The organism is Alteromonas sp. 5E99-2 (assembly GCF_017368475.1).
Classification (GTDB): domain Bacteria; phylum Pseudomonadota; class Gammaproteobacteria; order Enterobacterales; family Alteromonadaceae; genus Alteromonas_F.
This window is the reverse complement of record NZ_JAFNJE010000007.1, coordinates 101,974-115,415: the sequence shown is the minus strand read 5'-3', so window position 1 is coordinate 115,415 and position 13,442 is coordinate 101,974. Positions and strand designations below refer to the sequence as shown.

The window sequence follows — 13,442 nt, the reverse complement described above, 5'->3', positions numbered from 1 at the left end:
TATATGCATATTAAAAAGAGTGAAAAATAATGAGAAAAACACTAACCCTTTGTTCTTTATTCACTGCATTGACAACCAGTTATGCAGTTAATGCCAATGTTGTTAATGGTGAATTCGAAAACTGGACGTCTTCTACACCTGATAATTGGACCACAATCGACTCAGGAATTAACCTAGCAGAATCAACATCTGTGGTATTCAGTGGCAACAGTTCAGCTGCTGTTACTGTGAATACTGGCTCTCAAGCATCTACGGATTTACGTCAAACAATCAGTGTTGTTGCAGGTGAAACCTACGATTTTAGCGCTCAGGTCTATCATACTGAAGGCGGTATGCGAGCGCGTTTGTTTGTCGATGGCTTTAGAGTTTATTCCGACCCATCCATTACCGGCGAATGGCAACAAATTACATACAGCTATACGGCGTCGCAAACGTCTAGCATAGCGGTAGGGCTTCGCTTTTACGATGTGTCGGGGTTTGACGGCAGCGAACTTGTGTATGTAGACGATTTCGAACCCAATACGGGCGCAGGAGCTGACACCGGAGGCGCAGGAACTTGTAGTTCAGGTTCATTTGACCTTCTCACTGATAGATATGGCAATGAAACCAGTTGGACCATAACAAATAGTCAAGGTGCGGTTTTATTCTCAGGGTCTGATTATGAGAATTTTACTTCGTATTCAGAGGACATCTGTTTAAACGAAGGCGATTATACCTTTACCATTAATGATTCCTTTGGTGATGGGATCTGTTGTTCATTTGGTTCAGGCTCATACAGTTTAACTGTGAGCGGTGACATAGTAGCCAGTGGCGGTAGTTTCGCTTCAACTGAGTCGACAGACTTCAGCGTGGGTGGAGGTAATAACAATTCTGGAGGCACCAGTAACCTTTCAGATTATTACACCAGTGCTGAAGGGTTAACTGGGTATGCGTTAAAAACGGCGTTGTACAATATTATCAATGGCCATACGACTCGCTCTTACGGTGATTTGTGGACATTCTATTTGTCTAGCGAAAGAGATGTTTACTACGAAAACGACGGCAGTATTTTAGATATTTATTCTGAATCTCCTAATGGCAGTGACAGTTATACCTATGCCGCCGGTAGTGATCAATGTGGGAACTTCTCTGGTGAAGGCAGTTGTTACAACCGTGAGCATTCGTTTCCTAGAAGCTGGTTCGGTGGTGATGTAGACCCAATGAACACCGATGTACATCACGTTTTCGCAACGGATGGCTTTGTGAATTCTCAGCGCAGTAGTTTCCCTTATGGTGAAGTAGGTTCAGCAACGTTCACTTCATCGAATGGCTCTAAATTAGGTAGCGCGACTAGTTCATTAGGCTATAACGGTACTGTATTTGAACCTATCGATGAATTTAAAGGCGACTTAGCTCGAGCTTATTTCTACATGGCAACGCGTTACGAAAACGATATTGATGGATGGGAAAATAACAGTACCTCTGCCGATGCAGTATTAGACGGTAGTAGCGATCAAGTCTTTGAAGATTGGGTACTAGATATGCTGAAAGAGTGGCATGCTCAAGATCCTGTAAGCCAAAAAGAACTAGACCGCAATGACGCTGGATTTTCTCATCAAGGCAACCGCAATCCTTTTGTAGATTATCCTGATTTTGTTACTGAAATATGGGGTAACTAAGTCAACTTAGTCATTCGCTTTATACACACCAGTAGGTTTTTCCTACTGGTGTTTAGAAAATATTGAATTAAAGGACACCTAATTAAAGGACACCCCGTGCAATTCCCAGTGTTAGAAACCAACCGATTAGTACTCGATGAGTTGTCTATGGCTGATTCAAATAGCATTTTTGAATTGTTTTCCAATGAGTTAGTGGTTGAGCACTATGATTTGGAGGTTTTTACTGAACTGAGCCAAGCTACAAAGTTGATTGGGCTGTTTACTGCTCGGTTTACGCAGAAATTGGGAACTCGATGGGCGATTCGTTTAAAAGAAACGAATCAATTTATGGGTACGTGCGGTTTCAATAGCTGAAACACCGCAATGCAAAGTACGGTAATAGGCTATGATTTACTGCCTCAATATTGGGGGAAGGGCTTTGCTACAGAAGCTGTTCATCGAATAGTAAAACACGCGTTTTTAGGTGAGCTACCTTGTGGCCCTATTAATCGGATCCAAGCTGATACAATTCCAGAAAACCTCGCATCAGAATCAGTATTGTTAAAGGTGGGCTTTCTCGACGAAGGAATACGACGGCAAAGTGGCTATTGGAAACAGCAGTTTCACGACCTTAAGTGTTTAGGGTTAATAAAATCAGAGTATGCTGAAGGTTAACAAGGCTGTAATATGTAAAGGAGCATATTGAAACAGGTGTAAGCCTTTACTTGGAAATGAATTTAACACTATATGAACGCGAAAAAAAATCAGCTACACCCTCGAAATGCGCATGTAGGTCATTATCCTTTAGCTCAATTGGTAGCCTGTTATTCCCCACTAAAAAAATTCATTGTATCTAAACCAGATAACACTAAAACGATTAATTTTTCGTTACCAGATGCAGTAAAAGCGTTAAATACGGCGTTACTTCATCACTATTATGGTGTGACATTTTGGGATATTCCCGAAGGCTATTTGTGTCCCGCAATTCCAGGACGTGCTGATTATGTGCATTATATTGCGGATCTTTTGGCTCACGATCACGGTGGAAAAATCCCTAAAGGCAAGCAGATAAAGGGCTTGGATGTTGGCACCGGAGCTAACCTAGTTTACCCCATTATTGGCGTAAGCAGTTACGATTGGAAATTTGTAGGGGCTGACATAGACCCAGTTTCTGTGAAGTCAGCCAGTGCAATTGCATCGAACAACACGTGTTTAAAATCCAATGTTGTTATTCGAAAACAGAGTAATAAAAACCATTTGTTCAAAGGAATAGTAAAACCAGAAGACAAGTTCGATTTTTGTATGTGTAATCCCCCCTTCCATAAATCGGCGCAAGATGCTGCCGAAGGCACAAAACGCAAAGTCCGCAATTTGTCTAAAAATGCCAATAAAAGACAATCGAGCATAGCTTCTAAGGAGAAAGTTGGATTGAATTTTAAAGGCCAATCTAACGAGCTTTGGTGTGATGGTGGTGAATTTTCTTTTATTAACAAAATGATAAAAGAAAGCCTAGAGTTTAAAGATCAAGTCATATGGTTCACCTCGTTAGTTTCTAAAAGCGAACATCTACCGAGATTGAAAAAATCGTTAAGCCAGATTGGCGTGTCAGAATCGAAAATTATCAACATGGCTCAAGGCCAAAAAATCAGCCGTTTTATCGCATGGCGCTTTTGAAAACCTAACTAACAAATGAAAATTATTTGCATTAGTATTTGTCGATCTGTATCCTCTGCGATCTAAGACTTAAGTCATTAAATGAATTAAATCGCGACAAAAATCACATTATTGTTAGGTTTCACCCGTTTTTTCTGCATAAAAATTCAGTCGTATATGGAATAGCTCAATACTAAAAGGTGTTTGGCTGTGTCAAATTCGCACTAATAACATCGAGGTCGTCCCAAATGAGGCAGTTGTACAATACACAATTAGAGCACTCAAGCTGTGGTGTGGGGTTTATTACTCACAAACACAGTTTGCAAACTCATGAACTGCTCCAACATTCCCATGAAGCATTGTGCAAAATTCCCCATAGAGGAGGAATGAGCGCTGAAGGTATCGGTGACGGCGCCGGTGTGAATATTGATATTTCCCTTAGCTTTTTTCAGCACTTGTGCGAAAAGCCGGATTTAGCTTTGGGAGAGTTTGGTGTTGCGAACTTTTTCTACCCTATTGACTCGCAACAGCATCAACATGCTAAGAAAATTCTTGAAGACACATTTACCGCCCATAACTTAAATGTTATTAAATGGCGTACGGTTGAGGTAAATCCGTCAGCGCTGAATGACGCGAGCCAGCAAGCTCAGCTATCTATTCAACAGCTAGTGTTTACTCGTCCAACTAATATCGAAACGCAAAGTGAATTTGAAGTTGTAATCAATAAAGCCTTGTTGGAAATAGAGCAATCGGCATTTAATTTAGATGAATTATATGGTTTCTATCCGTTATCCATGAGTTCACATACTCAGGTGTATAAAGGACGATTAAACAGCTGGGAAGTAATCCCTTACTTCAAAGATTTAAGTCACCCAGAACATAAAATTCATACCTTGTTTTTTCATACGCGTTTCTCTACAAATACGGCTCCAAACCCTATGTTTGCTCAGCCTTTTAGACGGATGGCTCACAACGGCGAACTCAATACCGACAAAAAGAACCGTTTAAGTGAAGACGCGATTGCTCGTTCAAAGCGAAAGAAAGTGGTGTTTCCTAAAGGTCAGTCAGATTCTGCTCGTTTAGATCAAACCCTCGCCAGACGTATTACAGAAGATAAAATGGATATTGTTACTGCGGTAACAGCCATGATGCCTCCTGCGTGGGAAAACGATATAGATCTTTCTCAAAATATTGAAGATATGCTTGAATATTACAGCCTGTCTGAAGAAAAAAATGACGGTCCTGCTGCGCTGATCTTTTTTGACGGTGTAAAAGTGGGCGCTAGGCTAGATAGATTAGGCTTAAGACCATTGCGTACCGTTGAAACCAACGATTATTTCGCAGTGATGAGTGAAGCTGGTCAAATCGATTTCGCCCCTGAATCTGTGATTAAACGAGGGCGTATCGAAGCGGGTGGAATGGTGGTATTCAACCATCGAGATAGCTCTATTAAATACTCTCAAGAGATACTGGAGTCACTCGCTGCAAGCGAAAATTTTTCAGCTTTATTAATGGAAAGGCGCATTAAATTAAGCGACTTGCCAGAGAAAAGTATTGCTGATGTCAGCTTGACTTCAAGTTTAAATATATCTGCTCGCCATGCCGCTTACAGTATGAACCAAGAGAGCTTTAAATTTATGCTAGACCCTATGTTACAAACGGGTTTAGAGAAGATATCTGCAATGGGTTATGGTATTGCTCCAAACGCACTAGCGCCACAAGAAGGGGGAATGTCACGGTATTTTAGCCAGCGATTTGCTCAAGTTACGAATCCGCCTTTAGACAGCATTCGCGAAGCTGACGGAATGACATTAAGAGTGGCACTTGGGCCCAAAATTGAAGGTCGCCAACTGGCATTAAACTCACCAATACTTCAGCCTCAGCAGTTATTGCAGATCACCGAGCAGTCTGACATTCAGGTTGCCAGTATTGATACCTTATTTATTCCTGACTTAAATTGTCATAAGCAAAATGAATCTAATTTACTCAGTGCAATAGATGATATTTGTAGTAAAGCAGAAGGCCTTGCTAAAGCGGGGACGGGAATTATTCTATTGACCGACCGTGGTGTAAGCCATGGGGAGGCGGCAGTTCCTGCTATCTTATTGATATCTGCCGTTAATCAGCATCTTATTAAGCACGGTTTACGTTTTCACAGTAGCTTAGTGTATGAAACAGGGCAGGTGGCCAGTACTCATGACGTAGCTTGCTTGTTGGGTTTTGGGGCTTCTGCAGTTTGTCCATTAACCGTATTCCATCGAGCTTTAGAGCTGGCCAACGATTCTGCGCAAATTAAAAATCAGCTTAAAAACTTCCAAAAAGCAGTAGAAAAAGCGCTGATGAAAACCATGGGTAAGTTTGGCCTGTGTACGGTAGAAAGCTACATTTGCGGAGAGTTTTTTGAATCTAACTTTTTTGATACCAAAGAGCCTATTCTAGCCAAGTATTTCCCGAACATCGATTCTCCCGTTGGCGGGGTACGTTTTGCTGATATCGCGCAAAATGCAGCAAAGTGGCATGAATACGTGCATACGGTTCAAAACGAAAAAGACATTCCACTGTTAGGTTTGTTTAAAGAGCGTAGCGACGGAGCAGGGCATGCTTTTGGTAATACTGCGGTACGCGAATATATCAATATGACCGAAGAAGCTATTTTGTATGCCGACGATGAAGCAAACGAAATAGAAATTGACGCCATTCTCCCCGATGACATTGCCTACAAAAAACTGGGTTTTGAAGCCTTATCACCAGAGCAAATCAATAGTGCAGAGATAACGCCTGCTTATCGAGTTTTCTCTGAAAACCTTAGAGCTGAGAGGCACTTACGACCTGCTACATTAAGGGACGTATTGGCACTTCCAATGGATTTTAATTGTGCAGCTAGCACTCAAGATTTCGTCGAAAAAATAGCGGAGGCGAATCTACAAGGAAATAACAACATAGGTCAGCGGGGCCTTAAAGTTGTTGCGTTAGGTGAAAACCAATGGCAATTGACGTTAGAACGCGACCCTGAAACTTGTCACCCTCTTTTGGCTGAGGCACTTACCCAGTATTTTGATGAAGGTGACTTGAGTATCACTCGTTGTGATGCCCTGCACATTGAGCTAAATGCAAAAGGTAATGGACACTTATTTTGTTCGCTGCTCATTTCAGTGCCTGATCCTATTGAACTAAAAGACGTTCAACCTGCGGCTGAGATAACGGCGTCTTTGGCATCAGGTGCTATGAGTCACGGCGCCTTGGTAGCAAAAGCGCATGAAGCGGTGGCGCAAGGAACGAATATTGCCGGGGCAATGAGCAACTCAGGTGAAGGTGGTGAAGCGTCAAGGCGTTACAACACTGTTAAAGCCAGTAAAATTAAGCAGTTTGCATCGGGTCGTTTCGGCGTATGGTGTGGTTATTTAGCCGATCCAGCATTACAAGAAATTGAAATTAAGATAGCCCAAGGTGCGAAACCCGGTGAAGGCGGACAACTGCCTTCGGCCAAAGTTAACGTTGAAATAGCAGCGGCTAGAGGAGGTACTCCAGGCGTTGAGTTGGTTTCTCCTCCTCCTCATCACGATACCTATTCCATAGAAGATTTAGGTCAACTTATTCACGATGCAAAAGCTGCGAGAGTTAAGGTTATTGTTAAGTTGGTGTCGTCTGAAGGCGTAGGGACTATCGCTGTGGGGGTTGCCAAAGCAGGTGCCGATGTTATCAATATCGCGGGTAATACCGGTGGTACGGGCGCAGCGCAAGTAACCAGCTTAAAACATACAGGGCGCGCGGCTGATGTGGGCATAGCGGAAGTGCATCAAGCCTTGAGTGAAAACGGATTACGAGACAAAGTCGTTTTACGCTGCTCTAACGCTCACCAGACGGGTTTAGATGTTGTTAAATCGGCTATTTTAGGGGGCGACTCTTTCGAGTTTGGTACAACCGCCTTAATGATGCTGAAATGCGTTATGGCGAAAAACTGTAACATTAAATGCCCAGCGGGATTAACCACTAACCCTGAGTTGTATCAAGGTGACCCAAGAGCATTAGCCCAGTATTTTATTAATTTAGCCCACGAAGTAAGAGAAATACTGGCAAGTGTTGGTTATGCGTCGTTACAAGCCATTCGCGGCGAAACCAAGCTGCTAAACATGGTGAATCACGCAAGTATGGTAGGGCAGTTAGACCTGACTGGTATGCTAAAAGAAGCCAACATAGTCACAATAGAAAAGCCAGTATATTTAGAAGCTGATTTCGTTCACGACGACGTGTTTTTAAATCGTTTTAAAACTGATTTTCTCGATAAGAAAGCCAGTAAGTTAGTGATTGAAACCACTAAGCTCAATAATTGTAATAAAAGCGTAGGTGCACAGTTTTCAATTGATGTAGAGCGCATATTTAATTACCAGCTATCGAAACAAGAAGTAAGTAATCACTCATCTATTTTAGTAATGGAAAATGGCCGTAAAGTACTTGCTAACGATAGCGTGACAATACATACCAACACCTCTGCTGGACAAAGTTACGGGGCCTTTAATAATACCGGCGTGACGCTTGTGCACAGCGGCACCTGTAATGACGGTGTGGGTAAAGGCGCTACGGGCGGAAAAATTATCGTCAAAGACCCTTGTACACCAAATCACTTGTCTTTGAACGTGCTAGTAGGGAACTTCTCGTTATTTGGTGCGACAGGAGGCGAGCTTTATGTCAACGGTCAAGCCGGTGATCGCTTCGGTGTTCGCAACTCTGGTGCCGTTGCAGTTGTTGAAGGCGTGGGGGATTTTTGCTGTGAATACATGACCAACGGCAGCATTGTTAACCTTGGCCAATATGGTAAAGGTTTTGGAAATGGTATGAGTGGTGGTATGGCATATCAATACGACCCAAGTGGCGATATTGTAAACCGCTGTAGCAAGGATTCAGTTAAAGCCTTTAGTGTTGACCAAAATGACGACTTATCTTTGGGACAAGGGCAAGCGTTAAAACAACATTTACAAGCCCACTTTGAGCACACGGGGTCAAAGTTAACTGCCGAGCTATTGGCTAACTGGGAACAGGAAAAGAAACACTTCTACTATGTAGTGCCCTTGTCATTATTGCAATATCAGCGCAGTGAGAATATCGCTAAGTTGATGACGCGAAAAGCCATGCTGGATGAGCTTTCGCAAGCTATAGCATTTAGGTTAATTCGAGAAATACAAACGGGTTACCACAAGATGCTAACAAAGACGTCAAGTATGTTTAATGGTCAAGTTCCTGCCTATGGGGAATGTGATAGCCCTCTTATTTTCCAATTTGTGAGCGCGATTGGTGTGTTGCGAAGAGCCTTTGAACAAGCAACCAAAGTTCAGCCTGATGATGCTGACAACGCAGCGCGTAAATTGATAGAAACTGAAGATAAAAAATTAGTCGATGTGGTAAGTAAAGACATTAAAGAGGTGTTAAATCATTATTGTGATGACGCCTTGTCTGCATTATTAGCTGACAAACGTCTTACCGACTACAAACAATCACTGCTAATGCGAGAAGTATGGGATACCCAAGCTTTTGGTGTCAGTGTTTGGATACTTAATCGAGATCAACAAAACACATTAGAGCTTGCCGAACACCTCGATATTAATGAAGCCTTAGCGCGGCATTATCACCAGTTATTAACCGATGTTATTCGCCAACAAGTCGCATCAGCTTAGGTCGTAAAGGAATTTATTCATGTCTACAAATTTGACTAAAAAAAGCAACTCAGAGCTAACTAATACGTTACCTCATATTCCTCAGAATTTACCCTTTAATGAAGAGCAAATTCACTGGGTAGGCGGTTTCTTGGCTGGATTACATAGTCGTTTAGCTATTACCCAAGAAAATGTGCAATCAGTAAAAGCGAAAGCGACGGCGTTGAAGCCACTAACCATTATTTACGGCACACAGACAGGTAATGCTGAGCAAGTATCAGAGCAAATCGCCGAACAAGCGGCAACAATTGGTTTATCTGCCAAAGTGCAAGATATGGACGACGTCGATATTCAGCAGTTAGCTAAAGAAGAGCGTTTGCTCGTAGTGACCAGCACCTACGGCGAGGGTGAGATGCCAGATAATGCATTGGCATTGTGGGAAGCCATGGAAGCTGATGATGCGCCTGAATTTACTAGTACATTTTTCTCTGTATTGGCCTTGGGTGATACTAATTACGATGGGTTCTGTGTCGCTGGAAAACTGTGGGATGCACGGTTAGAAGCTTTAGGTGCGACACGTATAGGCGAACGAGTGGATTGCGATGTTGAATACGAATCTGCTGCACAAGAATGGATGGATAAGGTTATTCCAACCATTGCTGAAAAAGGCTCAGAAAGCCAAGGCGCTTTGCCTGAAAATACGCCAAAGAAAAAAGATAAGCCTAAATTTACTCGTAAAAACCCAATGCTAAGCAAATTACTTAAGAAAAAAGTGCTAACGGCAAAGGGTTCAAGTAAAGAGGTGTGTCATTTTGAGTTGTCCTTAGGTGATTCAGGAGAATCATACAAAGCCGGAGATACGCTGAATATTATTCCTCGCAACAGCCCTGAGTTAGTAGCCGAACTACTGAATCAATTTCGACTTGAAGGCGATGAAGATGCGCCTTCACAGCCGAATAAAACCGTGCACGATGTGTTTACGGAAGATCTTGAAATACGGGTTCCAAGCAAGGAGTTGATTGCTGAAATTGCGGCAAAATGCCCAGAAAGTGAATTGGCTAAGCTTGTTACAGCAAAAGATAGCAGTGCACTTGACGATTACCTTTGGGGTAAAGATATCGTTGATTTGTGTCAACTACACCCAGGGTTAGATCTCAGTTTAGAGCAATTTTTGCCATTATTGAAACCGTTAGTGGCAAGAGCGTATTCGATTTCATCGAGTATGTTAGCCCATGACAACGAAGTGCATTTAACCATAGGCAGTGTTAGATACAACTCAAATGATCGAGAGCACAATGGCGTATGCTCTACCTACTTAGCTGATGTTGCAAACGAAGGCGACGAAGTCGCGTGCTACTTGTCTCCCAACAAACATTTTGCTATTCCAAGTGACAACAATAAACCTATCATCATGGTAGGCCCAGGAACAGGTATAGCCCCATTTAGAGCCTTTTTAGAAGAGCGACAAGCATTTAATGCTCAAGGAGAAAACTGGCTGTTTTTCGGCGATAGAAACAGTGAAACAGATTTTATCTATCAGCAAGAACTGTCAGCAATGCAAGAAAGCGGCTTGTTGAATAGGTTGGATTTGGCATTTTCACGAGATACAGACCAAAAAGTCTATGTGCAAGATCGCATGTACGAACATGGGGCTGATTTATATGCATGGCTTGAAAGAGGTGCGTATTTTTACATTTGTGGTGATGCATTTAGAATGGCAAAAGACGTTGATAAAACCTTGCATAAAATTGTTGCCGAACAGGGTAATTTAAGCGAACAAGATGCGACGGCGTACGTAAACGCGTTGAAAAAACAAAAACGCTATGTTCGAGATGTGTATTAAAAATAACCACTGTAGTTTAAGTAAGATACAAGGAAATAATGTGAGTTGCGCATTAGTTTGGTTAATGCGCGAACCATTGTTAAATTATTGGTGATTTTGGAAGTTTCTACTAGACTCTGTTGTAATGAATTCTTAATAAAAACAACATACCTATCTTATGCAACTGGGCTTGAGGGCTTATTTAAAACACAAATTCAATAAGAAATCGGACTTCTTGTCGATTGGGATTGCTATTCAGAGCGATGCCACAATTTTTTGCATCTTAAAAAAAGACAGTGATGGCAGCGTGGTTTTGCATAATGAAACTATTGTAAGCGACCAAGACTGGGGGAAGGCTCTAAAAAAGTGGGCGATTGAACAAAATGTGAATTGCACCCCTGTTTTTGTTGCCTTTTCCATTGATTATTATCAACAATTTCAACTTGATAAGCCCAATGTCGAAGCTGAAGAAGTAGTCAGTGCGCTAGCGTGGTCAGTAAATGAGTTAACAGATTCAAATACTAGCAGAGCTATTGATTATACTGATTTACCAGTACCTTTGGCGGGTAATGATAAAGTAAATGTAGTGTCAGTGAACGATAAAGATATGCACTACGTTGTTGAGTCTGTGATTTCGGCCGGGCTACCTCTTGAATCGATTTCAGTTGAAGAAGTGGTGACGTGCAATTTTTTATTGGAAGATCCCGATGCGGTTATCACTCTAATTCAAGATGGCAGTCCAGAGATATGTCTAAATATTGTTAAGCAAGGAAAACTCTACTTTTCAAGACGATTAAAAGGGTTTGAAAATTTGGGGAGTTTCACCCTAGATGAATTAAAAATGGGCATTATAGATTCTCTTTGTGTTCAGATTCAGCGCTCTATGGATTATTTTGAAAGCCAACTTCGCCAAGCCCCTGTTAGGCAACTTCGGTTGAAATTAGATACTCAGCACTTAACTGCGCTTATCGAACAGATTGAGCAAGCGTTACCCGTTAAAGTGTCATCATTGCCTCACAATATTATTTTGCCGGATGATCTCAAAGACAAAGCTATAAGCTATACGGCACTAGGAGCAGCACTGGGCGCGGTGCTTACAGAGGAGGTGAAACGATGAAAAGTCGAATTAACCTCTATTCTAGTGCTTATGCGCCTACGTTGAATTTAGTGTCTTTGAATAATGTTGTTTTGTTATTTGTTTTCCTTGTTGTTCTTTTCTCAGTCGTAACAGCGGTAACCACATGGAAAGCAAATTCAGCGCAGGCTGATGTAGAGCGAATGCGTGGACAATTGAGTGCTTTAAAAGCCTCTGTAGATGCATCGCAAAAAGCTTTATTAAATCGAAAACCAAATCAAGAACTGATAGCAAAAATAGATAAATTAAAGATAGCGCTAGAACAAAAGCAGGGTGTTTTAGTTGAGCTAGCAAACCGAGAAAGTGCTAAGAATACGCAGTTTTCTAAGGTATTGCGTGATTTGGCCGATGCAGACTCATCGGAAGTGTGGTTAACCTATATCGATATTCAAACAAACACAGTTATTTTGGAAGGGTATGGAATTAAAGCTGACAGCATGCCGAATTGGTTAAGTCAGCTTAGCGGGACGGAATCATTTACAGGAGTTGATTTTCAGCATGTGACTTTGGAAAAGCAAGACAAAGGCATTTTCTTTTCGCTGCGAACTGCGACACCAAGTAACGCAGAACGGAGTGAAGGCAGATGAATAGATGGAACCGATATAGCGATAAGTTTGAAGCTTTAAGCAAGCGTGAAAAAAGTATGCTTATTGGTGCGGTTATTGTTGTTATTTTGCTCGTTGGTTTCACTTACGGCGTAGAGCCAAGTTGGAAAACACACACATCACTACGCACTGAAAAAGTATCTCTCGAGCGCCAGATAGCCTCTTTACGTTTACAGCAACAAACCTATGCGCTTGCTGAAAACGAAGACCCAGACAAAGATCTAAAGGCGCGGCTAGCGCAAATTGAAAAGCGTACAGAACGTATTGCAAAAGAGTTTAAAGCTGAAGTCGACGCCCTTGTATTACCAAATTCAATGCCAGCATTAATGGCATCAATGTTGGGCTTATCAAAAGAGCTAACACTGCGAAAAGTCGAAGCACTAGCGCCGATCAATTTATACCAAGATACAGAAGAACAGGCCGTGGGCTTATATCAACATGGTGTAAAAATGGTGTTTACAGGCTCTTACAGCGATACACAGTTATTTTTAGACATGTTAGAGAAAATTGAATGGCAAGTGTATTGGAATCAAATGACATTTGATGTGCAAGCCTATCCAGAATCAGAATTAACCATAGAATTTTATACGCTCAGTACTGAAAAGGTGTTTATTCGTGTTTAGTGTTTTTACAATCATTTTTGGAATAGCGTTAGCTGCAGACCCAACTCGGCCGGAAGCTTTCGTGGAAGATGAAAACCTTAAGGCTGAAGTAAATGTTTTACCTTCGCTAGAGGCTATATTTATAACTCCAGCGGGGAAAAAGGCCATTGTAAATGGCAATGTCTATCTTGAAGCTCAAGTACTGAATGGATTAAAGGTAGTGAAAATAAATGCAAATTCGGTTGAAGTTGATTATCAGAAAAACGGTGAAACTCAACGGGTTTTGTTGTCATTGTCAGAAGTGAGCGTGGTCTCTAAATCTGTATCGGAAATACAATAA

8 protein-coding genes and 1 pseudogene are annotated in these 13,442 nt (G+C 41.8%); all 9 read left to right on the top strand.

The window, feature by feature from the left end:
• Positions 1 to 29: 29 nt before the first annotated feature.
• The 9 genes and pseudogenes from J3L16_RS09225 to J3L16_RS09185 all read left to right on the top strand — a co-directional run bounded on the left by J3L16_RS09225 (position 30) and on the right by J3L16_RS09185 (position 13,442).
• Positions 30 to 1,658, top strand: a complete 1,629-nt coding sequence (locus tag J3L16_RS09225) for an endonuclease (protein ID WP_207612679.1) — start codon at positions 30 to 32, stop codon at positions 1,656 to 1,658.
• Positions 1,659 to 1,754: 96 nt separating this feature from the next.
• Positions 1,755 to 2,312 (top strand): annotated as a pseudogene (locus J3L16_RS09220) (GNAT family protein).
• 72 nt (positions 2,313 to 2,384) lie between these two features.
• Positions 2,385 to 3,311, top strand: coding sequence for a 23S rRNA (adenine(1618)-N(6))-methyltransferase RlmF (gene rlmF / locus J3L16_RS09215; RefSeq protein WP_207612678.1), 927 nt, complete (start codon positions 2,385 to 2,387; stop codon positions 3,309 to 3,311).
• 227 nt (positions 3,312 to 3,538) lie between these two features.
• Positions 3,539 to 8,959: a glutamate synthase-related protein gene (locus J3L16_RS09210; RefSeq protein ID WP_207612677.1), complete on the top strand. Its 5,421-nt coding sequence runs from the start codon at positions 3,539 to 3,541 to the stop codon at positions 8,957 to 8,959.
• A 19-nt stretch (positions 8,960 to 8,978) separates the two neighbouring features.
• Positions 8,979 to 10,781: a sulfite reductase flavoprotein subunit alpha gene (locus tag J3L16_RS09205; protein WP_242698772.1), complete on the top strand. Its 1,803-nt coding sequence runs from the start codon at positions 8,979 to 8,981 to the stop codon at positions 10,779 to 10,781.
• Between the two features lie 157 nt (positions 10,782 to 10,938).
• Positions 10,939 to 11,877, top strand: coding sequence for an MSHA biogenesis protein MshI (locus J3L16_RS09200; protein WP_207612676.1), 939 nt, complete (start codon positions 10,939 to 10,941; stop codon positions 11,875 to 11,877).
• Positions 11,874 to 12,482, top strand: coding sequence for a PilN domain-containing protein (locus tag J3L16_RS09195; protein ID WP_207612675.1), 609 nt, complete (start codon positions 11,874 to 11,876; stop codon positions 12,480 to 12,482). Before J3L16_RS09200 ends, J3L16_RS09195 begins: the two co-directional genes overlap by 4 nt.
• Entirely contained in the window at positions 12,479 to 13,123 is a 645-nt protein-coding gene (gene gspM, locus J3L16_RS09190; RefSeq protein WP_207612674.1) for a type II secretion system protein GspM, read from the top strand. The genes J3L16_RS09195 and gspM overlap by 4 nt, the downstream gene beginning before the upstream one ends.
• On the top strand, positions 13,116 to 13,442 hold the full coding sequence (locus J3L16_RS09185; RefSeq protein ID WP_207612673.1) for a hypothetical protein: 327 nt from the start codon (positions 13,116 to 13,118) through the stop codon (positions 13,440 to 13,442). Before gspM ends, J3L16_RS09185 begins: the two co-directional genes overlap by 8 nt.